Here is a 25,319-nt window from a genome sequence, read left to right as displayed (position 1 = left end):
ACTTAGTTCTTCACCGATGGCCCTTCAAGCTCTCCAGCGTGAAACTTGATCGCCAGCACGACCAGTGGAGCATAGGCCAAAATCACACCCAGACTGGAGTTCAGGCCAAATTGCGTAACGCCTAGTGCGATAGGCAACAACCAAAGCAAATTGATCGCGCCCACCGCTATAGTAACCGGCAAATGGTCGCCAAACCGACGGGAGGCAAACTGATAGGCATGGCTGCGGTGTGCTTCGTAAATCTTGTCGCCCCTGAGTAAACGGCGAAACAGAGTGAAAGTTGCATCGACAATAAATACGCCGAGCAGAATCAGCCAACCCCATAGCAAGTCAGCAGAGACCCAGGCCGCTTGAAGTGAGAGCCCTCCAAGGACAATACCCAGGAATCCGCTCCCGGCATCCCCCATGAAAATTCTGGCAGGGGGGAAATTCCAAAAGAGAAAACCCGCCACGGACACGGCCAACAATAAGGGTGCCCAGACCAAGTCCGTCGCACCACTCACCCAATACAGGAGACAAGCCCCAAGGCAAACGCAAATCGCCTCGACGCTGGCAATGCCGTCGATACCGTCCATGAAGTTGTAAAGGTTAAGTAGCCATACCAGATAAAACGCTGCTAACACATGGCCAAACCACCCGAGGTCGAAAGTCCCCCCGCCGATTTCAACTACAGGTAACCCACCGATCCAGAACAGCAACCACGTCGATGCAGCGAAATGCCCCAACAAGCGCCAACGGGCGGCGATGTGTCCGTGGTCATCCATAAATCCGATAACGGCGATCAGAGCACCTGCTCCGGCGATCGCCAAAAACGCCGAAGAAGGCATTAACCCGGCAAACAAGAGCATCCCCAGTGCCAATGTAAATGCCAGGACAATTGCCACACCGCCCCCTCTAGGAGTGGGAACCGAATGAGAACTTCGGGCATTGGGAATATCCATCAGGCTTCGAGACAGAGCGTAACGACGTAAAGCCCAGGTGAGGGAAAAAGACACAGCAACGATGACAGGGATAAACCAGCCATAACTCATGATTTACGCAAATCCAGAAAATGTTGTGCGGTCAGGCTCAACGCTTTATCGAGGGTGACCGGAGGAGTCCAGCCCAATAGCTGTCGGTTTTTGCTGATATCAACCTGCAAGGACCCGAGAATACGATCCGACAGCGCTCGTCGGCCCAGTAACGCTGCCGCACCGCTCATGAGCCAGGCAGGTATTGGCAACAATATGGCAGGTTTGCCCAGAGCGCCCGCCAACTTGCGTAGTAATTGCGTGATCGACACGTCCTCGCCGTCACTGACCAGGAACACTTGATTGGCGGCCGCTGGGTGCTCGGAACAGGTCACGATAAAATCCACCAGATTGTCTATGGCAACGAGACTGCGGTGATTGTGGACAGCGCCAAAAGGCAAGGGAACGCCACGGTACAACCAGCGCATCATGCTGAGGAAGTTGGCCTTGACGCCAGGCCCGTAGACCAGCACAGGGCGGATGATGACCACTTCCATGCCCGTGTCTGCGGCAAGCACCTTCAAGCCTTGCTCTGCCTCAAGCTTCGAGATCCCATAAGGGTCAATGGGAGCAGGCACATCATCTGCGCTGTACGCAGTGCCAGGCGGAGTCCCCTCCCCGTTTACCTTGATCGAGCTGATGTAGATAAAACGTTTCACTCCGGACGCCGCGGCCGCGCGAGCGAGGTTCAATGTAGCCTCGACATTGACCTCACGAAACGCCGCCAGCGGATCGGAAGAGACTTCTTTCATGACGTGAACGCGAGCAGCCGCATGGACAACAACTTCGACGTCGGTGAGGGCTTCACTCCAATCGTTTGTACCATTGAGACTCGTCAGAGGTAGTTGGCGCACACCCGCCGGGAGCACAGCCGACGTGGCCCGGACCGGCGCCACAACAGAACAGTCAGGCAACTGCACCAATCGTTTAATCAGTGCGCGCCCTACAAAACCACTGCCACCGGTAACCAGGAATGTTTTAGATCTCATCGGTGACCCTTGGGAATACATAGAACATCCATGTTCTGCCAGTCCGCAGAGACGTTTCGAACATAGATGATTTGATGCAAATACTGAAGTCAGGTCAGGAGCAAATACTTCAAAGCAGGGACCGATAAATCTCTGCGTAAGATTTAGCCATCGAATCAGCTGAAAACACCTCTTCGAAACGCCGTGCAGCCGCCTCCCCCATCGAAGCAGCAACCGCGGGTTGATTCCAGAGGTGGTTCATTGCCTCCGCCAGCGCGATAGCATCGCGAGGAGGTACAACCAACCCGGTTTCTCCTGCGATGTTGATGTAAGTCGTGCCGGAGCCAATCTCACAAGAAATCATCGGCTTTCCGTACATCGCACCTTCAAGCAACGAAATACCGAAAGACTCGGATCTCAGGTGCGACGGAAAAACGAACGCGTAGCACAGCGTTAAAAGAGCCGCTTTGTCTTCATCAGGTAAGCCACCGAGAAAATGTACATTCGACAGCCCCAATTGATTTGCCTGAGCCTTGAGCTCCATCTCAAGGTGTCCGCCCCCCAGAATGACGACGGGAAGTTGAGTGGCTTTTGCAGCGTCAAGCAGATAATCCAATCCTTTGTAGTAGCGCAGAGCACCCACAAACAGGAAAAAACGCTCCCCTAGACGCGCTCGCCAGAAATCCAGTTTTTCAGCAGAAGGCGTCGGGTAGGTTTGCCGGTCCAGCCCATAGGGAACAACGCGGACTTTGTCTTTGAAGCGCGTTAATACCGGACTGCTTTCAGCGTAGTTGGGTGATGAGGCAACGATACAGTCGACGCTAGACAGGAAGCGGTTCATCAATGGCTGATAAAGCTTGAGGAGTGTCTTTTGCTTGACGATATCAGAGTGATAACTGACGACGGCAGGCTTGCGAATTCGACTGGCGAAATGCACAAGATCCATGTATGGCCACGGAAAGTGATAGTGAATAATGTCTGCCTTCTGCGCCAGCTCGGCAAAATCCTTGAACGCCGATAGCGAGAAACCGGTGGACGCTACGTGCAGGTCGAGTTTGGAGCGATGAGTCAGGTGGTGTCCCACCTGTTCATTACGTGCTGCGCCTCGCTTGCTGAGATAAAGCACTTCGGATTCAAAGCCGTGCTTTGCGCCACCTTCAGCAATCTGAAAAATGACCTGCTCAATACCGCCCATCGTCTCTGGGTAGTAGGTCTTGAAGAAGTGCAGAACCTTGATCATTGTCCTTTGAGCACCTTCTGATAAACCTGAAGCGTTTCCGTTGCGCAGCGCTCCCACGAAAATCTCGCGGCATGTAGCAAGCCTTGCTCAACGGCGCTGGAGCGCCACATCTCGTCCTCCAGACCTCGCTGGATGAGTCCAGTCAATGTCTCGGTGTCCTTGGCTTCGCACATCAGGGCCGCATCTCCAGCAACCTCTGGGAGTGATGAGCTGTTTGAACAAACGACCGGGACACCAGAACTCATGGCCTCCAGAACCGGCAAACCAAACCCTTCATACAGTGAAGGGAAGGTAAAAAGACGAGCCCCGGCAAACAGCAGGGGTAGGTCTTCACTGGGTACAAAGCCTAGATAAAAGGCCCAGCCCTCACGCCGGGCACTTTCGAGCCGTTGGTGAATGCTTTCGTTGCGCCAGCCGTGATAGCCAGTCAACACCAAAGGCCAGCGCTTGCGTACTTCGATAGGCAGTCGGGAATAGGCATCAAGCAACGTCTCGATATTCTTGCGAGGCTCGATCGTCCCGACAAACAGGCTGTAACCACCAACCGTAAGACCGTGGAGTGAAAGGGTGTTTCTCAGTTCATCCGCGCTACGAGGATGAAACTCGGCAGAACTGGCCAGCGGCACCGTATAGATACGCTCAATGGGCCAGGAAAAGTACTCTGCCAACTCTTTGCGCGTGTACTCAGAGTCCGTAATCAGCGCATCTGCTCTTACCAGTGTGATTTTAAGCTCTTTCTGCAAATAGCGCACAAGTTGGGGCGCATGGCAGTGAGACCAGGTGAACGGAGACAGGTCGTGGAAGGTGGCAACGCTGCGGCCAGCAAAGGGCGGCAGATAATAATTCGGGCTGTGGTAAAGAAAATCACCATGGCCTTTTAATGCGCGCCTCCTGAGCAGCGGCATAAGCAGTCGATACGCTTCAACCGCCAGGAAATTTTTCTGTACTGCTCGTTTCAAGCCATAGCCGTTGCCCGACTCGTCGGCAGCCGTTGGCAGCGCAGGCAAAAACCGCCGACCGGCAAAAAATTGCAGATCGGTGATTTCCGGGTTCTGCTGCAGTCGTAGCGCCAATTCGTAGGTGTAGCGACCAATACCGGTCAGCGGGAAGCGGACCGGTTCAACAGAAAGAATTAACTTCATCTATTCAGCCGTCAGCATCCAGCTAAGGGTTTCGCCCAGAGACGGTGTTGTCCAGCCGGGTACCAGCGCCCGCAACCTCGAGTTGTCCCCGCACAAAGTTTTCACCTCATTGGCTCGCACAAAGGCCGGATTCACTTCGACCTCGATATCATGCCCGGTGAACCCTTTGCACATTTCGATGACTTCACGAAGCGAATGAGTATTGCCAGAGCTGACATTAATAGTCTGCCCGAGTGGCTTCGCCTCGATAAGCCCTCGATAAGCCTTCACCAATGCGCGAACATCGCTGAAATCACGCCAAACATCGAGATTGCCCAATTCGATCTTTGGCGCCTTTCGACGAAAATGTGAAACAATTTTCGGCAAAAGGAAGTTCTCGGCCTGACCGACACCTGTGTAGTTGAAAGGACGAGTAATGACGATAGGCAGACGCTCGTGCCAAAGATTGGCCATGTACTCCATGGCCAACTTGCTAACGGCATAATCGTTGGCCGGCGCCGGAGATGTGGTCTCCGACAATAGGCCACCCGAAGCATTGCCATAGACATTGGCGCTACTGGCGATCAGTACACAATCCAGGGATTTTCCACTGGCCGCGACGGCTTCCAGCAGATTACGAGTGCCTATCAAGTTCACTTGATAGAACGCGTCCGCTGCACCATGCCCGACAAACGCCAATGCTGCGAGATGCACAACAACATCCGGCTGAATATTTGCCAGCAACGCACGCAACCCCGGGCCATCCGCCAGGTCCACCTGATGATAATTGCGCTCATTGGAAGGCTGACTGCCCAACCCAATCACCTCGTAGCCATGAGCCCGAAGTTCATCCGCCATGTAACGACCGGTGAAACCTTGAATACCTGTAATCAGCGCACGTTTGCCGGCAATGGTCATCAGAACGAAAATCCTTGTTCATTACGACGCAAGTCTGCTTCGACCATCATGCGGCACAACTCTTCCAACGACGTTTTAGGCTCCCAACCCAGAACTTCCTTGGCTTTGGCCGGGTCCCCGATCAGCAACTCAACCTCGGTTGGGCGGTAGAATTTCGGATTGATGGTGATCAGCACTTTACCGGTGGCAGCATCAGTACCCTGCTCGGCCTCGGCAGTACCCGCCCAGGAAATAGTGATACCAACAGCCTTGAACGCCATGGAGACGAAATCGCGAACGGTCTCGGTGCGGTTAGTCGCCAACACGAAAGTGTCCGGCTCATCGGCCTGCAGCATGCGCCACATCCCTTCGACGTATTCCTTGGCAAAACCCCAGTCGCGCTTGGCGTCGAGGTTGCCCAGTTCCATCTTGTCCAACAGACCCAGCTTGATCTTGGCAACGGAGTCGGTGATTTTGCGGGTCACAAACTCACGGCCACGCAGTGGGGATTCGTGGTTGAACAAGATACCGCTGGTGGCAAAAATGCCGTACGACTCACGGTAGTTGATAGTCATCCAGTGAGCGTAGAGCTTCGCGACACCGTATGGGCTGCGCGGATAGAAAGGCGTGCTTTCGATCTGCGGGATAGCCTGCACCTTGCCAAACATCTCAGAGGTAGATGCCTGATAGAAACGAACCTTCGGATTAACGATCCGAATCGCTTCAAGCAGGTTAACCGCGCCGAGGCCGGTGATCTCTGCGGTAGTGATCGGCTGCTCGAACGAAACACCCACGAAGCTCTGCGCAGCAAGGTTGTAGACCTCGGTGGCTTCGGTGGACTGCAGCAAACGAATGCTGGCAGACAGATCGGTGAGATCGTATTCGACCAAATGCAGGTTAGGGTTGGACTGGATGCCCAGCTCCTCGATACGCCAGAAATTGACAGAACTGGTACGACGGTAGGTACCGTATACGGTGTACCCCTTCTCCAGCAGCAGTTCCGCCAGGTAGGCGCCGTCTTGACCAGTGATGCCGGTAACGATTGCTTTCATGCGAATCCTCGAAACTCCATTTTGCGCCATGGTTGGCTTGCTCACAAAAATAAGATGCACGGCTAGAGCCGCAGCGACCATTCTGGTTCGCAATGATACCCAAATTGCCTGCCCTGAAGGAACTTTAAAAAGGGAAAGAACCCCTAACCTCCTGTCGCCTCGAGCACCCTAGCCCACCCATAAAAAACAGCTTCCTTATAGTTGTGTAAAAAACCATGAGCCCCATAAAAAAAACCTCGACACAAAAGTGGCGAGGCTTTTGACTCAGCAAAGGTCAGGCTTCGCGACTTTCAATAGCCAAGTCGTTTTGCCACTAATCAAGCGAAAATCAGCACCGTGTCACGCTTGCGTCGAAGTTACCCAGCGCCCTCTTTTCGCACCAGGCCCAGCCTGATCCTGGCCAGAGAGTCAGTGATTTTACAGGTTACGAACTCACGACCACGCAAAGGAGACTCGTGGAAGAAGAGGATGACACTGGCAGCGAATATCTCTACGACGCTCGATAGTTGATAGTAGCGAATTGTTTAGGCCTGCCGCACCAAGGTAGTGTGGCAGGCCGCTCGCGCGCAACCAACGCACGCCCCCCCCCTGCAACAATTGATGCACACAACTCGCACCTAGGTTATCATCCAACCCTTTGAAGGCATGAGGCTCAACCCTCTGGCGGCGCTACTTCATAACCCGACATGGATGTGAGCTTTCAGCATGATGATGGATTTCATGAGAATAATTTGGTGACTGTTGATGTGGCGGCAGTATTGAACCTCCCTGTTACAAGGGCTTGCCAACACCAGCCCTGCGCACAGAACCGCAGTGGTCACGACCATCGCCAGAAGCACTTTCTGAAGCACCGTTGATTTTTCCGTGCCCGCTGTCTGTTCACGCGCTGCCTTTCACCTTCATTCAACGCCCGTCAACTTAAAATCTCCATTTGTTCATAGCCGTCGAATCTTCGATTCTGGAGCAAGCTGACGGCAGCATTGCAGTCCGTACAGAATTTTCAAATCCGGTAACCAATATGGCTTCAGTAAAACTTCATAACGGGAAAACATTCAGCTCCGAGACAGGCACATCAATGCTTGACAGTGCCAGGGCTGAAGGCATCACTCTCGAATACAGTTGCAGGACTGGACGGTGTGGTGTTTGCAAAACCAAAGTTCTCTCCGGTGAAACTGAAGCGTTCAAGGGCGAGACGTCTCTGACACCCGATGAGAGCGCTGCAGGTTTGATCTTGACGTGCTGCCGCCACGCCCTCACCGATGTGGAGATCGATGCCGAAGACCTTGGAGCACTCGGAAACATTGTCGTGAAGACACTCCCCTGCAGAATCGACACGATTAGCAAGCTCGCCGACAATGTCGTGGAAGTCATCCTTAGAGTTCCGCCCAATAGCAAACTCACTTATTTGCCAGGACAGTACCTCGACATCATCGGCGAAGCTGGCCTGCGCCGCAGCTATTCCATTGCCAATGCACAGCGCGCTGACGGAAAACTCGAATTACAGATCCGTGAGGTCGAGCAAGGCATGATGTCGGAGTACTGGTTCGCCCGTGCAAAGACCAACGATCTCTTACGACTGGAAGGCCCGTTAGGCACCTTCTGCCTGCGTGAAAAGGACGCTAGAAACATAGTTTTCCTGGCCACCGGAACTGGCATTGCTCCCGTCAAGGCCATGCTTGAACAATTGCTTGACAACCCCTCGATGACTGCCGGGAAGAAGATCTTCATCTATTGGGGAGGCCGCACGCTCAGCGACATCTATTGGAACCCGCAACTTCAGAGACTGGACGCCACCTTCATACCGGTACTGTCGCGAGCGGACGCTCAGTGGACAGGACGTACTGGCTATGTACAATCGGCGCTAATCAAGGATGCCATCGATCTCACACAATCGGTCGTCTATGCCTGCGGCTCGGAAGACATGATTCATTCCGCACGGGATGCACTGACGACTTCGGGACTGCCCGTCAAACACTTTTATTCAGATGCATTTGTAAGCTCAAACTGATAAGGAGCAATCATGAAAGCGGTCATTTTGGCAGGCGGCTTGGGTACACGCCTGAGCGAAGAAACCAGTATACGTCCAAAGCCTATGGTCGAAGTTGGTGGAAAACCAATCCTCTGGCACATCATGAAGATGTATTCCGCGCACGGCATCAATGATTTCATTATCTGCTGTGGGTACAAAGGCTATCTGATCAAAGAGTACTTCGCCAATTACTTCCTGCATTCGTCGGATGTAACTTTCAACATGCGTGAAAACACCATGGAAGTACACGACAAACGCGCCGAGGACTGGAATGTCACATTGGTCGACACCGGTGATTCTTCGATGACCGGCGGTCGCTTGCGCCGCGTGGCAGATTACGTTCGACATGAAGAAGCTTTCTGCTTCACCTACGGCGATGGCGTCGGTGATGTAGACATCAGCGCCACCATTGCCTTCCACAAACAGCATGGCAAGGCAGCGACACTCACCGCCACCTATCCCCCAGGTCGCTTTGGCGCGCTGGACATCAAGCAACACCAGGTTCTCAACTTCAAGGAAAAGCCCAAAGGCGACGGCGCCATGATCAATGGCGGTTTTTTTGTATTGTCCCCCCGAGTCCTCGAATACTTGATCGACGACAGCACTGTCTGGGAGCAAGAGCCTTTGATGGGGCTGGCAGCGGACGGCCAGTTGATGGCACACGAGCACCAGGGCTTCTGGCAGCCAATGGATACCCTGCACGATAAAAACCTGCTGGAAAAACTTTGGCAAAATGGCAAGGCACCTTGGAAATCCTGGGAATAATATGAAAGCTACCGTCACTGCTGCCTTCTGGAAGGGAAAGAAGGTATTCCTCACAGGGCATACCGGATTCAAGGGCAGCTGGCTGTCCCTGTGGCTACAAGACATGGGTGCGCACGTCAAAGGTTTCGCGCTGGCACCGCCTACAATTCCGTCGCTTTTTGAACAGGCGCGCGTTGAGCAAGGCATGATGGCATCGCAGATTGGCGATATTCGCGACCTGCAAGCCATTACTGAAAGCATGACGGCTTTTGATCCAGATATTCTGATCCACATGGCCGCTCAACCCTTGGTCAGGCTGTCCTACCGAGAACCGGTCGAGACCTATGCCACCAATGTCATGGGCACTATTCATGTGCTGGAGGCAGCACGCAAATGCCCAAGCCTTCGCGCAATCGTCAATGTCACGACTGACAAGTGCTACGAAAACCAGGAGTGGGAGTGGGGCTATCGTGAAAACGAACCAATGGGCGGCCACGACCCTTACAGCAACAGCAAAGGCTGTGTAGAGCTGGTCACCTCCGCCTACCGCAATTCATTCTTTAAAGCTGATGACGCGCCCGCCCTAGCCTCGGCACGTGCCGGCAACGTGATCGGTGGCGGTGACTGGGCAGAAGATCGCCTCATTCCCGACATTCTGCATGCCGTCGAAAAAGGCCTGCCGGTGATCGTTCGCAACCCGAAAGCGACGCGCCCGTGGCAACATGCCCTAGAACCGCTTAGTGGTTACCTTGTCCTAGCCCAACACCTGTGGGAGCATGGACATGCATTCGCGCAAGGCTGGAATTTCGGCCCCCGGGATGAAGATGCTCGTCCCGTCGAATGGATACTCGATCACATGGTGGGAGCGTGGGGCGCCGGTGCAAGCTGGCAACTTGATAGCGAATCTCAGCCCCATGAGGCGCGCTACTTGAAGTTGGATATTTCCAAAGCCAAAACCCACTTGAAGTGGGAGCCTACCTGGAGCCTGGAAGCCACACTAACCCACATCGTCACTTGGCATCGAGCCTGGTTGCGAGGCGAGGATATGCATGCCCATTGCATGAAAGAAATCAACAGTTACATGGCAGCCATGGCCGCTGGCGCCTAACCAACTAAAAGCTTTAAGTAGGAAATACTATGACCCCCGATATGCTCCGTCAGGAAATCAGCCAGCTCGTTGAACGTTACGCCGAGATTGCATTGGCTGCCAAACCTTTTGTTGGGGGCGAGACCGTCATCCCGCCTTCCGGCAAGGTGATTGGCGCGCGCGAACTGCAACTGATGGTCGAAGCATCCCTAGATGGCTGGTTGACTACCGGTCGCTTCAATGCTGAATTCGAAAAAAAACTGGCCGAATTTCTCGGTGTCAATTATCTCATTACCGTCAACTCGGGCTCGTCGGCCAACCTTGTTGCTTTCAGCACATTGACCTCACCCAAGCTAGGTGACCGTGCCATCAAGAAAGGTGACGAAGTCATTGGCGTGGCTGCAGGCTTCCCCACCACCGTCAACCCCATCGTACAGTTCGGGGCGATACCGGTCTTCGTCGATGTCGACATGGCGACCCACAACATTGACCCCGAGCTGATCGAAGCGGCCATCACCCCCAAGACCAAGGCGATCATGCTCGCCCACACCCTTGGTAACCCCTTCAACCTGGACAAAGTCAAAGCCCTGTGCGAAAAGTACAATCTCTGGCTCGTCGAAGATTGCTGCGATGCACTCGGTGCGACCTATGACGGCAAGATGGTTGGCACCTTTGGCGACATCGCCACCCTGAGTTTCTACCCGGCCCACCACATCACCATGGGGGAAGGTGGCGCGGTGTTCACCAATAACGCTCAGCTCAAATTAATTGCCGAATCGTTCCGTGATTGGGGACGCGACTGCTATTGCGCGCCCGGTTGCGATGATACCTGTGGCAACCGTTTCGGCCAGCAATTCGGCAGCCTGCCACAAGGTTATGATCACAAGTACGTGTATGCCCACCTAGGCTACAACCTGAAGATCACCGACATGCAAGCGGCCTGCGGACTGGCACAGCTCGACCGCGCACCCGAGTTCATCGAAACTCGCAAGCGCAATTTCAAGCTGCTCAAGGAACGCCTGGCGAGCTTGAGCGATTTCCTTGAAATCGCCGAACCAACCCCCAATAGCGACCCGTCCTGGTTTGGCTTCCCAGTCACCCTGAAGGAAAGCGCCGGGATCAAGCGTGTCGACCTGCTCAAGTTCCTGGATCAGAACAAGATTGGTACCCGCCTGCTGTTTGCCGGTAACCTGACCCGCCAGCCGTACTTCCATAACATCGAGTACCGCGTCGTGGGCGAACTGACCAACACTGATCGAACCATGAACCAGACCTTCTGGCTGGGCGTTCAGCCCTCCCTGGGCCAAGAGCATTTCGATTACGTCGGTGAAAAACTGGAAGAGTTCTTCGGGATCGGTTTCTAACATATGAAAGCTTCAGATGCAGTAGCAAAAGTACTTGCAGACACTAACGTCCTGTATGGTTTTGAGCTCATCGGTGGAATGATTACCCATCTGGTGGACAGCATTAATTTGCTCGGAAAGACCAAGTTGGTATCAATGCACCATGAGCAAGGCGCTGCCTTTGCTGCATCTGCTGTCGCACGTGCGACCCATCACAAGATCATGGGCGTGGCACTGGGTACAAGTGGACCCGGTGCCACCAACCTGATCACCGGTATTGCAGACTGCTGGCTGGACAGTCACCCTTGCCTGTTCCTGACCGGTCAGGTCAACACGCATGAGCTGAAGGGCGACCGCCCCATTCGCCAGCAGGGTTTCCAGGAGCTCGACAGCGTTGCTCTGGTGAGCAGCATCACCAAGTATGCTCGCCAGGTCACCCATGTCGATGAACTGATCCCCTGCCTTCTCAAAGCGATCCGCATCGCTCGGGAAGGCCGTCCGGGGCCTGTCCTGCTGGACATTCCCATGGACATCCAGCGCGCCGAGATCGATGAGGCGGTGCTGGACCAATTATTGAACGCCTGGACCAATGAAACGACGCCTGCTGCCGAGCAGCACGCCTCGTTCAGCGAAGTCTGGGCTGCACTGGCCAAGGCTCAAAAACCGGTATTCCTGATCGGCGGTGGCGCAGTAAACAGCCCTGCGTTCAGCCAATGGCTTAGCCTGGTCGGCAAATTGGGCATCCCCCATGTCGCCAGCCTGAAAGGCGCTGAAAAAATCACGGCAAGCGAACACTACCTCGGCATGCTCGGTGCCTATGGCACCCGCGCAGCCAACCATGCCGTCCAGCACTGCGATCTGCTGGTGGTGTTCGGTAGCCGCATGGACGTGCGCCAGACCGGGGCCAAAACCGAAACGTTCGCTGCGAATGCGCACATCATCCAGTTCGATCTGGATGCGGCCCAGCTGGACAACAGGGTCAAGGCCCAAGAGTCGATCCATGCCGACCTGGACGCGGTGTTTGTCGACTTCATCGCGCATGCAGCCAAGCTGCAACCCGCTCCGGCGGCCTGGCGCGCTCACCTGGTGCAGGTCTTCAAGCAATCGTTCGTCGATGAGTACACGGCGTGGAACATCAGCCCGTTCGAGCTGCTGAACAACCTCAACAACCTGACCGCCGACCGTGCACTGGACTATGTTGCCGACGTTGGTAACAACCAGATGTGGGCCGCGCATACCTTGCGCCTGAGCCCCGGCCAAGCCATGCACCACTCCGGCGGCCTGGGCACCATGGGCTTTGCCATTCCTGCCGCCGTGGGCGCCAGCATTGCAGGTGACAAACCGGTTGTTGTCATCACCGGCGACGGCGGCGCGCAGCTCAATATCCAGGAGCTCGACATCATTGCCCGCGACCAGTTGCCGATCCTGACTATCGTACTGAACAATCACTCGCTGGGAATGGTCCGCGGCTTCCAGGAAATGTACTTCGAGGGTCGTAACTCTTCGACTTACTGGGACGGCTATACCTCGCAGTTCCAGGCCCTTGGCGCTGCGTATGGCATACATTCGCTAAGCGTTGTCAATCTGGCGGCATTCAAGGCCGCTGTAGCCGAATTTCTTGCCAACGGCAAACCCATGCTCATCGAAGTCATGATGCCAGATGCGCGGGAATGCCGGCCGCGCCTGGAGTTTGGCCGCCCGATCGATGAGCAGTCGCCACCGCTGGATCTGGGTAAATGAAGCTTGCCATCCTTGGGGCGAGCAGTCATATCGCCAAAGACCTGATAGCCAGCATCGCTGAACATACTGCTTATGAATGCAGCCTGTTCGTGCGCGCACCGGGCTCGCTCGATGCCGAACTGCGGGCCATTGCCGAGCGCAAGGAATTTGCCGTGCTCGACTACTCCGGCTTCGATGTCAGTTGCCAGTTCGATGCGATCATCAACTTTGTTGGCGTTGGTGATCCCGCCCGGGCCGTACAGATGGGCAAGGACATCTTCACCGTCACCGAGCTGTATGACAACCTTGCCTTGGAGTACCTGCAAAACCATCCTCAGTGCAGATACATCTACCTGAGCAGCGGTGCTGCATACGGTACCAACTTCGAAACACCTGTAACCGAGGCCTCGAAGGCGATCTTCGCGATCAATGGGCTAAAGCCGCAGGACTGGTACGGCGCGGCCAAATTCCAGGCCGAGTGCCGCCATCGAGCGCTGCCTGAGGCCGCTATTGTCGATGTGAGGGTGTTCAGTTACTTCAGCCATCGCCAGGCTGTAGAGGCTCGCTTTTTCCTCAGCGACATTCTGCGTGCACTGCAAGCGAGCACAGTACTGGAGGTGGCACCCGATGACATGCTCCGGGACTACCTCACCCCCGCCGATTTCCTGCAACTGATTGACCGGATCCTGCAGTCGCCAGCGTGCAACGACGTGGTCGACTGCTACAGCCAGGCCCCCATCGGCAAGTTCGAACTGCTGACGGCCTTGAGCGAGCAGTTCGGCCTGCAATTCACAATTGTGGGTGACCAGGCAAGGGTCAATGCCACAGGCCCCAAGGCCCATTACTATTCGCACAATCGCAAGGCCGGGCAACTGTTTGGCTATGTGCCCAGCGACTCTTCGCTAAGTGGTGTCATGCGTGAAATCAGGCAGCATCTGAATGCAAGAGACTAAAAAGGCACCCCCCATGTTGCGCAGGCTTCTACAAGTAAAACTGTTCAGATTCCTGTTGGTGGGGGTGATGAATGCGGCGTTCGGCTACGGCTGTTTTGCCGGCTTTCTCTACCTCGGGTTGCACTACAGTGCGGCATTGCTGCTCGCCACGATATTAGGCATAGCCTTCAATTTCAAAAGCACCGGTGCCCTTGTATTCGGCTCGAAGAACAACAAGCTGATTTTCAGGTTCATTGCCGGCTATGGCGTCGTCTATGGCGCCAATGTGGCAGGCATTGCGGCGCTCAAATTACTGGGTATCGACCCGTACTTGGCTGGCATGGCCTTGATCGTGCCAATGGCCTTACTTTCATTCGTCATTAATAACAGGTTCGTTTTCAATTATGCGTAAGCTTATCAGCATAGTGACACCCTGCTACAACGAAGAAGCCAACATTGATGAGCTGTACCAGCGCATCGTCGAGGTGATGTCACGCCTTGACTATGACTACGAACACATTTTCATCGACAACTGCTCCACCGATAACAGCCACGCCAAACTGCGCGCCCTGTCTGCGCAAGACAAGCGGGTCAAGGTGATTTTCAATGCCCGCAACTTTGGTCACATCCGCTCGCCATACCATGCCCTACTGCAGGCCCGTGGCGACGCCGCCGTGCTGATCGCCTCCGACCTGCAAGACCCGCCTGAGATGATCGAAGAGTTCGTCAAGAAGTGGGAAGAAGGCTTCAAGACGGTGATGGCGGTCAAGCCGGAGAGCGAGGAATCGCGCCTGATGTTCCTGATGCGTCGCGCTTATTATCGCTTCGTTACGCGTATTTCCGAAGTGCCGCTGGTGCAGAATGCCACCGGTGCCGGCCTATTTGACCGGGTTGTGCTGGATATCCTGAGGAAGATCGACGACCCCTATCCGTATTTCCGCGGCCTGCTGTGTGAAATCGGCTTCCCCATCGCCACGGTGCCGTTCAAGCAACCACGGCGTCAGCGCGGCATCACCAAGAACAACTTCTACACGCTTTATGACATCGCGATGCTGGGCATCACCAACCACTCCAAGGTGCCATTGCGCCTCATGGTCATGGGGGGTGGGCTGCTGGCGGGACTCAGTCTGTTGATCGCATTCGGGTTTCTTGTGGCCAAACTGCTGTTCTGGAACTCGTTCCAAGTGGGCATCGCCCCCATGCTAATTTCTCTGTTCTTCTTCAGTTCGGTACAGATATTGTTTTTGGGCATGCTGGGGGAATACCTGGGTTCGGTTCATACCCAGATGCGCAACATGCCGTTGGTGGTTGAGTCTGAACGTGTAAATTTTGATTGACTTTATGGATGACTGACAATCGTGACATCAAATAGTGCACCACTTGAAAAAGCCATATTAAATTCGGAATTGCCACTAAAATCGTTGCAAGCAGTACTCATGGAAAACTGGAAGCTAGCACTTTCAGGCGCTGTCATATCCTTCTTTCTCGCAAGTATTTTGCTTACTGGCTGGCCGGGGGGGCTATGGCCCGACGTTTCTTACCCGTACTCATATCAAGGTGATAGTCTTTTCCATGCCTGGATGGCCAAAAGCGTTTCAGAAGGATGGCTCTTTAATAACGCCAGAAGTGGATACCCTTTTGGTTCAAACTTTATTGATTTTCCAGGCTCCGACTTCGGTAGCCATTTAATCATCAAAGCATTTTCTCTACTGTCCGGCAGCAGCTTTACTGCAATAAACCTATTTCTCTTGTTTAGCTTCCCAACTGCCTTCATATCCTCTTTCTGCGTAGTCAGGTCCTTTGGCGTCTCGCGAGCGCTTTCATTTGTGGGCGCTTTACTTTTCACATTCATGCCGTTCCACTTTCAGCGTATTTCACACCTCTTCTATACATGGTATTTCGTCGCTCCGATATTTTTCTATCTGGCATTTTCTGTTTTTCGCTCCTCAAGCAATCAAACTTTAAATACCCCAAAAAGAAAACCCTGGGTTAAGTACGCACTTTTTACTCTCGCACTGCTTGTAATTTCTTCTTTTGGTGTGTACTACACGCTATTTGGCGTGATTCTAATTTTTTTGGCAGGCGCCCTCAACCTTATCAAAACTGGAAAGCTCCTTGGATTCAAGCGCGCGCTACTTATAACAGCCATCCTCGCTAGTGGCGTATTACTCAATATAACCCCAAATCTAATTGGAAAGCATGAACAAGGCGAAAACTCGGAAGTAGCAATACGCTCACCCGTAGAATCAGAAATTTACGCCCTCAAATTAATGCAACTCATACTCCCCAGAGCTGATCATCGAGTATCCTACTTTGGGCAATTTACTCAATCTTATAACGCCGGATCTCCGCTGATAAACGAAAACACTACGTCAACCTTGGGCATTATTGCGTCTTTTGGGTTACTGACGTGCTTTTTGTATATCCTGGCTTCTCTTTCCGGAACTAGAGCAGATCACAGATTAGCCTTTTTGGCTGCCTCTACACTTGTATTGTTTTTGTTTGCTACTACTGGTGGTCTGGGTGCACTCTTCTCTTATTCCATCTCACCCTCAATAAGAGGATGGAACAGGGCTAGCATCTTCATTGCTTTTGGCTGTGTTCTTGCCTTCTTTTTGGCGCTCCAATTATTTTTAGAGAAATTTTCTTCGAAGATTCACACCCATTCATTACTCGCAGCGGCAATTATACTTATCGTGGGCATGTATGACCAAACGGCGTCTCCATGCAAAGAATGTAGCACGCCGCAAAAGTTGGCATATGACAACGACAAGAACTTTGTAAGCGATATTGAGCGCTCATTACCTGAAGGCGCTGCCATTTACCAATTACCTTATATGCCATTTCCGGAAACCCCACCCTTAAATCGGCTAGCTGATTATCAATTGGCCACCGGCTTTGTTCATTCAAAAAACCTTCATTGGAGCTTTGGTGGAATGAAGGGCCGGGATGGCGACATGTATTATCGCTCGCTTGCAAATGAATCTATAGAAAAGCAATTGGAGGTCATAAAGCGTTTGGGCTTCAATGGCATCTACATTGATCGTCGTGGTTACTCGGATAATGCGAATGCGCTGATCACAAGCTTAACTACGCTGCTTGGCTCTCCTCCACTTTTAAACAGTTCGAATGGTGAGCTCGCGTTCTTTAAAGTAAACTCGAATGAAGGTACCAACTTGGTAGGCCTGAGCGCTAAGCAAATAATGGAGAAATCGGGTTACTATGCAGACCATTTGGGTCTGCGGTACTCTGCCAGCTTACAAGAAGGGATAGTTTTTACTCGCCCAGGTTGGCCAGCGTTTATTCAAAATGTTTCTGGCTTCTCATCACTAGAGCCATGGGGGCGCTGGTCGGAAGGGAATGCCCGCTTGATTTTTACCTCTCCACTACCCCAAACGTTCACGCTGATTATGACCGCACAAGCCTTCGGACCTAACGCTGACAAGCCTGCAAAAGTATTAATTGGCAGTCGAGAGTACGAGATAAAACTTGGGGGTGCAGCATCAGAGGTTCGCATACAAGTGGATCTAATGGGGCAGACGACTGATACAATTTCATTCTTACCATCAAAGCCAATCTCCCCTAGGGCACTTGGCATCAATAGCGACAAGCGTAAACTTGGAATTGGTTTCGTTTCGCTTCGACTTGAGCTATAACAACTCACCACATGCTCAAACCAAGAGAATCATCTCAATCGACTGGATAGTTGAGACTCGTTATAAAAATAAATGCCCTGACCAAAAACCAGGGCATTTCTATTTAAAACCCGTACCGAGATACTCAGAGGCGAACGAGTGAAGTTCGAATATACTGAGCTCAGTTCTTTATAACAAACCGAACCCAGCCGTCGTTTATAACCCTTCACCGCTCTCCTGCACTTTTTCTTAGCTTGATTGTAACCGCTCCACGAACCCCACATTCAAAGCCGGGATTTGATGCCTGATGCTGTGCTCCCGATCTCTTTCAGAAGCCAGCGGCCATGATGCGTCTCGATGCCATAGTTGAAAAGGTGTACCTCTACCCTAAACCCGTAGACTTTCGAAAATCCATCGACGGCCTAGCCGCACTGGTGGAGCTGGATATCAAAGTGGCGCTGTTCGATCCGGTGCTTTTCGTCTTTCTCAACAAACCCAGCAATCGGGTGAAGATTTTGTATTGGGAACGCAACGCCTTTTGCCTTTGCTCAAACGCCTTGAATCCGAATGCTTCAAAACATCGCCCGATCAACACCGACGAAGCCATCGTGCTGACGGTCCAGGAGCTGAACTGGCTGCTCGATGGTTTTGATCTGTGGCGCAACCGTCCACATCAGGTTTCGATACCTCGATTTGTCGCCTGATTCGCTATAATCCACGGCATGATTTCCATGCACGGCAACCTTCCCGATGACCTGACTGCGCTCAAGCAATTACTTGCTCAGATGCAGTCCAAGGTTGTTCATCTCGAAGAAGAAAATGCGCTGCTCCGTCAGCGTCTCTTCGGGCGTAAATCCGAACAAACCGTCGATCCAGCATCCCCGCAATTGGCTCTTTTTAATGAAGCCGAAAGTGTCGCTGAACCTGCCGCCGAAGAGGTGGAGGAAGAAGTCGTCACGCCGACCAAACGCCGTGGCAAACGCAAGCCTCTGCCCGCCGACTTGCCCCGTATCGAAGCCATCCACGAACTGCCCGAGCGCACGAGCTGACTTGTGCTTGCGGCTGCCGCAAGCACGCCATCGGCGAAGAAACCAGCGAGCAGCTGGAAATCGTGCCGATGCAGATCCGCGTGATCAAACACATCCACAAGGTCTACGCCTGCCGTGGCTGTGAAACCGCGCCGGTCACCGCTGACCAGCCAGCGCAATTGATCGAAAAGAGCATGGCCAGTCCCAGTGTGTTGGCGATGTTGCTGACCACCAAATACGTCGACGGTCTGCCGCTGCATCGCTTCGAAAAAGTACTCGGTCGCCACGGCGTCGATATTCCACGACAAACCTTGGCACGCTGGGTCATCCAGTGCGGCGAACACCTGCAACCGCTGCTCAACTTGATGCGTGACCGGCTGCAGGAAAGTCACGCAATCCACTGCGACGAAACGCGTGTCCAGGTGATGAAAGAGCCTGATCGAGAGCCGACTAGCCAATCCTGGATGTGGGTATAAACCGGCGGACCGCCGAATCAGCCAGTGATCCGTCTTGATTACTCGACCAGCCGAGCGCAAGACGTGCCGTCGCGCCTGCTCGAAGGTTATCGCGGCTATCTGATGACCGACGATTACGTCGCTTATAACTCCTTGGGCGCGCAGGCTGGTGTCGAACGTTTAGGCTGCTGGGCACATGCGCGACGCAAGTTTGTCAAGGCGCAAAAAGTGCAACCCAAGGGCAAAACCGGGCATGCCGATATAGCCCTGAATCTGATCAACAAGCTGTACGGTATCGAGCGATATTTAAAAGTAGTCGGCGATGAACATCGCCATGAAGGTCGACAGCAAAACAGCCTGCCAGTCCTGGCGCAGTTACACACCTGGCTGGAGAAAACGCAGTCTCAGGTGACGGCGCAAAACGCGCTGGGCAAAGCCATCAGTTATCTGGCCAGCAACTGGGACAAGTTAGTGCGCTACACCGAAGCCGGCTATTTGCCGATCGGCAACAACGCGGCAAAGCGCGCGATCAGGTCCTTCGTGATCGGGCGCAAGAACTGGCACTTGAACGGTTGCCGCAAGCCGCCGCAGTAGAAGACTTCGAAGCCTTGCTTCCGTGGAACTGCACGCCGCAAATACCAAGATAGCTATATGCCCCACCTTTAAAATGTGGGATTCATGGATCACATACCGTTGCTCTGGCGTTAATGGTCGGTTTTTCTCGGGCATAGACCCCATCCTCGGCGAACCAATGTATGAGCCGGGGCTCCAATCTTGCCGACCATGCTTGCGTAACCACGTCAGTACGGTCGTCTTGCCTTGAATCCCGTAACGCTCCTGAGCCTCTTTATAACTCAACTCGCCTTTTTCGATCTGGTCGACGACCGACAATTTAAAAGTCAGCGTGTAGTCTCGCTGACTACGCCTTTTTCCTGCTTCCATTACGCCCTCCTGAAAACAGATCAGAAGGTGCTCGGCCAAGCGAGCGAACGCACTAGCCCTCTAGGTATCGAATGATTGTTTTTGCGTTGTCTTCCACAGAAAGCCTAGAGTTGTCGACAATTAAAGCCGGTGCCAACGGTGGCTCATAAGGCGAGGATATCCCTGTGAAATTTTCTAACGAGTCACAGCGCGCTTTCCGATAAAGTCCTTTGGAGTCTCTTTCTTCACAAACACTGAGAGGAGTACTTACAAAAACCTCATGAAAGCAAACGGAGCCAATTATCTCGGCCGCTAAAGTGCGGTCCTCAATCATCGGAGAAATTATCGCTACGATGACTATCAGACCAGCGTCATTCATGAGCTTTGCAACCTCAGCTATTCTTCTTATATTCTCCGACCTTTCGGACAAACTAAATCCTAAGTCTTTATTAAGACCGTGCCTAACGTTATCACCATCAAGAACAAAACAACTTTTACCTTGGGCTGCTAATTTTTTTTCTAATGCACAAGCTAAGGATGATTTTCCAGACCCACTAAGCCCCGTGAGCCAAAGGGTAATGGCTAACTGCCCCAACTGGAGCTCCCGATCTTCACGGGTCAAGGTTCCGTAATGCCAAGTGAGGTCATCCCCGCTTGTTTTCATTTTACAAGAACCTCACTATCAGAAAAAATCGCACTCTGCGGTTCATCAAACCATGCCACGCCTTCCTGAACAAAAGTAATTCGCAGGATTGATAATCCCGACAGTTCAGGAGCGATGACTTCTACATTAAGTTTCAGGATTTCCCCTGGAAGCAAAGTCGGCTCGATCTTGGTCCTAACCCCATCAAAGATAATGAGCTCATCTGTGACCGGATTTATCCAGTGGTAGCAAATATTGACTGGATAGCGACCATTACTCTGAATACGGTATTTCGAGTTGTTGGTTACCTCGACTTGAGCCTCAAAGGTAGCGCCCTGCTCAATAGCATCCGGCAAGGATATTGTATTGATTTGCAGAGTTCTCCTTTCCTCCGAAGGTAGTTGAATATTACAAGCCTTGTCCGCGTGCTTCGGGCTAGAGATATAATTATTTATGAGTAGTGAATTCACCAATTCGTCATACCTTGACTCAAACGTCTTCACCGCCCAATCGTAAAGCTCCTGATCCAATGAGGTGATTTCTCTTATGGCATGAATTGTATCACTTGATATCTCATCATCCATCGGTCGATTTTCTGACACATTCAATTTTTGACGGGAAAATTGAGGGTAAACGTCTAAAACATGTGACAACAAATGCAATGAGTGATTCATTCGCTCCGTGATACCAAAGAACATGAACCTTTCAAGCCGAGATTTAGCTAAGTCCAGCAACTCTCGATCTTTGTTGCGCGCAGCATAACTCTTGATAACAGCCCTGCCATAACCGACAGGATCTTTAGAAAGCTTCTCAAAATCTAAATCTGCGGCAAGAAATATAGTTTGAGCGTTCACCATATCCCACTGAGTTTCTTTATCCGCAACAAAGTCAAATAATGACCAATTTTCTTTCACAACGCGATCATGGCGATAAGCATTTACGTCACGTTTGACATGTGAATACCATGAAATCGTACGCTGTACAGGATCTCGCAACATCGTTATATAGTTTAAATCCCTCCCCACATAACTATTCAAGCCGAACCATAGATGCCCCCGAAAAAAATCATATTTCGAAATAGAATCACTATCCAACTTAAAAAGTTCGGGAAGCAATTGGGCAAGACATATCTGAGAAGGGTCATATTGCGCATCTAAAAATGAAGTCAGTGATGTGCCGGCAGTCTTTGGAATATGAAGATAATAAAGTGGCTTGTTCATTGTTAACCAAATCTAAAAATCGAATTAAAATTAAGTGATCGACCAATCAAAATCTCGATAGAAAATTAAAAATTTAGCACGTATCACAGATACTGCCAAACCCTCGTAAATTTCCAACTTCATGCTATTTTCCCTTAAATATTGTATTAGTCCTCCTCGGCGTACTGCCGACTACCCCCCCATCCCTTCATTACCTGGCAGCCTTGATTTGGTGGAATCTCGCACCTGAATTGTTGTACATAGAGATCGTTTGATCGAGGTTTCTCAATGGCTTCCTACGAAATCGAAAGACCAGCGCTCGGCTTGGCTGCCCGACACCGCTCGAAGCCTATCGGCATCAGCTCCGAATACTTGAGAACGAAGTAGAGGAATTGACCCTGCAACTGCGCCTGGCTCGGCAAAACATCTTCAAGCTGGTGGAGATGCACGCTGAGGTCACCCAGGAATGCGGGACACTGCGGACTGCATTGCAGAAGACGAAGGCCGATCTGGTAGAGTTCAACCGCCGCGCCACTGATATAGAGATGAAAAGCAACTGGGAGCTGATGGTCAGCAAGCATATCAGCGAGCTTCCCAGGAGGCTCATAGATGCTACGGGTAAAGACCCGCGCACCGGGTTACCTACCAAACTATCGAGGTAGTGATCCCGGGGGCGGCACTGGTATTCTCGCCGCCACGTTCGCCAGACATTAAGAATGGAGGCGAAAATAGTAACCCCGAACCCCCGAACCTTCGAGGCTTTGTTTCTTAACGCAATCAGTGAAGTGGATGCGTCCGCCGAGTACGCAGAATTGGCTAATGGCTCCAAGCCGCAGATTTCGGCTAAGATTGAATGGCACTTTAATATCAAGGACTGGGTCATGAGCAACCGAGACATCCTCATCGCGAAAATCAAAAAGCATACGGAGGCAAAGGAAAAAGAGCGCCGCAGAAAGACGAGCAAAAGTCTCGATTCCAGACACTTACACCACAACTTTTTTCCAAGATCGAGTCTCTCCTGACTGACATCCAAGAAATCCCGACGTCGAGGAGCACGCCGATTCTTCCCGAATTCTCCGCCAACGCTGAATCGTTCTCTATAGAAGTGATTGAAAAGACGGTGAAATTCGAGCCATCTGAAAAATCAGGGGCACCAAGGTTTAAGCGTTACCAACCTATTCTTAGCGACTCAACCTCAATGCGCAGTCGCTCAACCTGTTCGACCAACAGGAGCCCTTCGCCTCCTCGTACTCGCTCCACGCCTGCAGGGCTTGCTGCATCGGTGGTTCGCCTGCAGCTATCCTCTCGGCCAAATCCTTCACTCACCAGCTCCTCCCACTATTTGAGCAAGGCAGTATAGGCCGACTCGAAGACCAGATCGGCTATCCAGGCTCGGTCTACGCTTTCGTCAGTTCCCCCGATCGAGCATCAGCCCGTGCGAGCAGGTCGGATAGCACCATGGCGGCACGGCACCTCAATGGGAACCTCGTCGCGCACATGCGACCCTTCGACGAAATTCCGATTGCTAGGCTCAGCTAGTTTGAAGTGCCTGGCTAGTCTAGTATGTCTCAACCGCCCCATATCAGAGCGCCACATAAGCAATGCGTATAACACATGGTAATTTAAAAAAAATCACTTTCGGATCAATCTTTGCTGTTCTGATAGTCATCATTCTTTTACCGTATTCAAAAAACGGTTTCTGGGCTGACGACGCCTTGAACAGTCAGACATGGGGATTGATCAATCGTTTCGATTCCAGCGTCATTGAATTCTCAAGCAGTGTTATTCGATCGTGGCTTGTTGAATACGGTAGAATTCTTTTACCTTGGCCTGTCATCTACAGTTTTTTCTATATACTTAAGAGCGAGCTTGCTGTCAGACTGGCAGACATGACAATGTTCATTGCACATGTAAGCCTCACAATTCTACTACTACGTAGAATTGGTATATCTTGGCGGACAAGTGGCTTATTTGTTTTGTCTTTATTGGCTTTACTGCAAATACGCGACTCGGGGGATCCATTGGCAGCATTCGCCGGCTTTAGCCAAGGCGTTGGAGTCCTCCTTATGTCATCCCTCTTAATGCTTCACAAGTGGCACAAAACTAAATCCGCAGCATGGCTATCCACGTCTTCGTTAATAGCCGCTCTATCAATGACTTTCTACGAGATCAATTCCGTCTACGTCCCGATTGCAATCGTGACAATACTTGCCTCTGACCACTCAAGAAAAATTCGCGACACCGCCATAGTCGTCGTGCCATTTCTCATATTCATGACTGCAAATCTCTATGTGAAACAAATTGCGCTGACCCCTTATACAGGCTCTGAAGTTGGAAGCTTAAGCGCTGTACCCGAGACATTCCTCAAACAGCTATTCGCGACGCTTCCAGGGAGTTTTTACTTATCCGCAGGAAAAAACGAATACCTTCCACACGAGCTTTTCAGTGCAGCCTCCACAAGTCAGCTCGCGTGGGGAGTTATGCTCCTGTGGTCAGCTATAGCAATCATAGTACTTAGGCGTGAACACACAAAACAGCCTGGGATGCTCATGCCTATTTTCGCAGCAGGTATGCTTCTACTTGTGCCACCAGTGCTGATCTCTATCTCAGCCAAGTATCAATCAGGCTTGACATGGGGCTACGCACACATTCCCGTCTATTACCAATGCTTCGGACTTGCGTTTCTTCTTGCAGCCGCTGTTGATCAGCTCGCACGGGGGGCAATGGCAAAATTGGCGATGGCCTGCGTTCCATTGGCTGGGCTTGGAATTGCACTGAACTGGACGATGAACATGCACCAGTCAGCAGTGTGGGACTCCGTGTTTAGGGAGCCACGTGATTCCTTGGTTTCCGCCATGCAGAACGGTATCTTCGATGGGGTCCGCGACGGCGATGTAGTACTGGTAGATGGTCAACCAATGCATATAAACGGCAATCTGATATACCAAACAATCGAAAAGAATTTTTCTATTCCCAACGAGGCTGCAATTTCAGGTTGGTTTGAGTCCCCGCCCAGGGCCGATGCTAAGGTTTATCGCTTAGTACGGGACCCAGCAGCCAACAATCAGTGGAAAGTCGTGGCACAATAGTGCCGGGGCGTTTGAATACCGCTCAGCCCGCCCTGCGCGGGCTTCTACTTCCGAAATACGAAAACAGCCCCATTCATTATTCAGCCTCGCTCAATTCCGACAAGCAGAGCCGAGTTGTATATTGCTGCAGTGCTTTCAAGACTGCTTGGTCGGCGATGATCCATAATCGCTCCACGAACCCCACATTCAAAGCCGCGATTTGATGCC

At 52.2% G+C, this 25,319-nt stretch carries 20 protein-coding genes and 4 pseudogenes; 13 read left to right on the top strand and 11 right to left on the bottom strand.

All coding sequences use genetic code 11. The annotated features are described in order from the left end of the window. Nucleotides 1-2: 2 nt before the first annotated feature. The 7 genes and pseudogenes from ACYZT5_RS33840 to ACYZT5_RS33810 form a co-directional block, all read right to left on the bottom strand. Nucleotides 3-1,031: an MraY family glycosyltransferase gene (locus tag ACYZT5_RS33840; protein ID WP_462049145.1), complete on the bottom strand. Its 1,029-nt coding sequence runs from the start codon at nt 1,029-1,031 to the stop codon at nt 3-5. Beyond that, nucleotides 1,028-1,999 carry a UDP-glucose 4-epimerase family protein gene (locus ACYZT5_RS33835; RefSeq protein WP_462049144.1) on the bottom strand — a complete coding sequence of 324 codons (972 nt, stop codon included), beginning with the start codon at nt 1,997-1,999 and terminating at the stop codon, nt 1,028-1,030. Before ACYZT5_RS33835 ends, ACYZT5_RS33840 begins: the two co-directional genes overlap by 4 nt. A 109-nt stretch (nt 2,000-2,108) precedes the next feature. Further along, nucleotides 2,109-3,218 carry a glycosyltransferase family 4 protein gene (locus ACYZT5_RS33830; protein ID WP_462049143.1) on the bottom strand — a complete coding sequence of 370 codons (1,110 nt, stop codon included), beginning with the start codon at nt 3,216-3,218 and terminating at the stop codon, nt 2,109-2,111. After that, entirely contained in the window at nt 3,215-4,360 is a 1,146-nt protein-coding gene (locus ACYZT5_RS33825) for a glycosyltransferase family 4 protein (RefSeq protein ID WP_462049142.1), read from the bottom strand. Before ACYZT5_RS33825 ends, ACYZT5_RS33830 begins: the two co-directional genes overlap by 4 nt. Continuing rightward, nucleotides 4,361-5,257: a GDP-mannose 4,6-dehydratase gene (locus ACYZT5_RS33820; RefSeq protein WP_462049141.1), complete on the bottom strand. Its 897-nt coding sequence runs from the start codon at nt 5,255-5,257 to the stop codon at nt 4,361-4,363. It lies immediately after the preceding gene. Then, nucleotides 5,257-6,288 (bottom strand): GDP-mannose 4,6-dehydratase, encoded by a 1,032-nt coding sequence (gene gmd, locus ACYZT5_RS33815; RefSeq protein ID WP_462049140.1) that lies wholly within the window; start codon nt 6,286-6,288, stop codon nt 5,257-5,259. Before gmd ends, ACYZT5_RS33820 begins: the two co-directional genes overlap by 1 nt. Before the next feature lie 346 nt (nt 6,289-6,634). Continuing rightward, a pseudogene (locus ACYZT5_RS33810) lies at nt 6,635-6,802 on the bottom strand (GDP-mannose 4,6-dehydratase); the annotation flags it as partial. Nucleotides 6,803-7,306: 504 nt separating this feature from the next. On the opposite strand from ACYZT5_RS33810, the gene ACYZT5_RS33805 reads away from it, so the two are divergent. The 11 genes and pseudogenes from ACYZT5_RS33805 to tnpC all read left to right on the top strand — a co-directional run bounded on the left by ACYZT5_RS33805 (nt 7,307) and on the right by tnpC (nt 19,907). Next, complete coding sequence (locus ACYZT5_RS33805; RefSeq protein ID WP_462049139.1) at nt 7,307-8,296, top strand: FAD-binding oxidoreductase; 990 nt, start codon at nt 7,307-7,309, stop codon at nt 8,294-8,296. A gap of 12 nt (nt 8,297-8,308) precedes the next feature. Further along, the gene (rfbF, locus tag ACYZT5_RS33800) at nt 8,309-9,082 is read left to right on the top strand and encodes a glucose-1-phosphate cytidylyltransferase (RefSeq protein WP_462049138.1); all 774 of its coding nucleotides are present in this window, start codon (nt 8,309-8,311) and stop codon (nt 9,080-9,082) included. A gap of 1 nt (nt 9,083) precedes the next feature. Further along, nucleotides 9,084-10,169 carry a CDP-glucose 4,6-dehydratase gene (gene rfbG / locus ACYZT5_RS33795; protein ID WP_462049137.1) on the top strand — a complete coding sequence of 362 codons (1,086 nt, stop codon included), beginning with the start codon at nt 9,084-9,086 and terminating at the stop codon, nt 10,167-10,169. Between the two features lie 29 nt (nt 10,170-10,198). Further along, nucleotides 10,199-11,512, top strand: a complete 1,314-nt coding sequence (gene rfbH / locus ACYZT5_RS33790) for a lipopolysaccharide biosynthesis protein RfbH (RefSeq protein ID WP_462049136.1) — start codon at nt 10,199-10,201, stop codon at nt 11,510-11,512. A 3-nt stretch (nt 11,513-11,515) separates the two neighbouring features. Beyond that, a complete protein-coding gene (locus ACYZT5_RS33785; protein ID WP_462049135.1) occupies nt 11,516-13,231 on the top strand; it encodes a thiamine pyrophosphate-binding protein in 1,716 nt (571 codons plus the stop codon). Further along, entirely contained in the window at nt 13,228-14,163 is a 936-nt protein-coding gene (locus tag ACYZT5_RS33780) for an NAD-dependent epimerase/dehydratase family protein (protein ID WP_462049134.1), read from the top strand. Before ACYZT5_RS33785 ends, ACYZT5_RS33780 begins: the two co-directional genes overlap by 4 nt. Then, a complete protein-coding gene (locus ACYZT5_RS33775) occupies nt 14,150-14,554 on the top strand; it encodes a GtrA family protein (RefSeq protein WP_462049133.1) in 405 nt (134 codons plus the stop codon). The genes ACYZT5_RS33780 and ACYZT5_RS33775 overlap by 14 nt, the downstream gene beginning before the upstream one ends. Next, complete coding sequence (locus tag ACYZT5_RS33770) at nt 14,547-15,479, top strand: glycosyltransferase family 2 protein (protein ID WP_462049132.1); 933 nt, start codon at nt 14,547-14,549, stop codon at nt 15,477-15,479. The genes ACYZT5_RS33775 and ACYZT5_RS33770 overlap by 8 nt, the downstream gene beginning before the upstream one ends. 99 nt (nt 15,480-15,578) lie before the next feature. After that, on the top strand, nt 15,579-17,798 hold the full coding sequence (locus ACYZT5_RS33765; RefSeq protein WP_462049131.1) for a DUF7024 domain-containing protein: 2,220 nt from the start codon (nt 15,579-15,581) through the stop codon (nt 17,796-17,798). A 323-nt stretch (nt 17,799-18,121) separates the two neighbouring features. After that, on the top strand, nt 18,122-18,481 hold the full coding sequence (tnpB, locus tag ACYZT5_RS33760; protein ID WP_462049126.1) for an IS66 family insertion sequence element accessory protein TnpB: 360 nt from the start codon (nt 18,122-18,124) through the stop codon (nt 18,479-18,481). A gap of 18 nt (nt 18,482-18,499) precedes the next feature. Beyond that, nucleotides 18,500-19,907, top strand: a pseudogene (tnpC, locus tag ACYZT5_RS33755) (IS66 family transposase). Between the two features lie 118 nt (nt 19,908-20,025). On the opposite strand, the pseudogene ACYZT5_RS33750 reads toward tnpC, so the two are convergent. The 3 genes and pseudogenes from ACYZT5_RS33750 to ACYZT5_RS33740 all read right to left on the bottom strand — a co-directional run. Next, a pseudogene (locus tag ACYZT5_RS33750) lies at nt 20,026-20,202 on the bottom strand (IS3 family transposase); the annotation flags it as partial. 52 nt (nt 20,203-20,254) lie between these two features. Then, entirely contained in the window at nt 20,255-20,845 is a 591-nt protein-coding gene (cysC, locus tag ACYZT5_RS33745; protein ID WP_462049130.1) for an adenylyl-sulfate kinase, read from the bottom strand. After that, nucleotides 20,842-22,044, bottom strand: a complete 1,203-nt coding sequence (locus ACYZT5_RS33740) for a sulfotransferase family 2 domain-containing protein (RefSeq protein ID WP_462049129.1) — start codon at nt 22,042-22,044, stop codon at nt 20,842-20,844. The genes cysC and ACYZT5_RS33740 overlap by 4 nt, the downstream gene beginning before the upstream one ends. 371 nt (nt 22,045-22,415) lie before the next feature. Between ACYZT5_RS33740 and ACYZT5_RS33735 the strand changes: the two genes are divergently transcribed. Next, complete coding sequence (locus tag ACYZT5_RS33735; RefSeq protein ID WP_462049128.1) at nt 22,416-22,685, top strand: hypothetical protein; 270 nt, start codon at nt 22,416-22,418, stop codon at nt 22,683-22,685. Between the two features lie 676 nt (nt 22,686-23,361). On the opposite strand, the pseudogene ACYZT5_RS33730 reads toward ACYZT5_RS33735, so the two are convergent. Further along, a pseudogene (locus ACYZT5_RS33730) lies at nt 23,362-23,492 on the bottom strand (DUF2514 family protein); the annotation flags it as partial. A gap of 597 nt (nt 23,493-24,089) precedes the next feature. Here ACYZT5_RS33730 and ACYZT5_RS33725 point away from each other — a divergent pair. Then, nucleotides 24,090-25,112 (top strand): hypothetical protein, encoded by a 1,023-nt coding sequence (locus ACYZT5_RS33725; RefSeq protein WP_462049127.1) that lies wholly within the window; start codon nt 24,090-24,092, stop codon nt 25,110-25,112. Nucleotides 25,113-25,319: the final 207 nt, after the last annotated feature.

The organism is Pseudomonas sp. LB3P14, from assembly GCF_054898045.1.
This window is presented reverse-complemented; position numbering and strand designations above follow the sequence as displayed.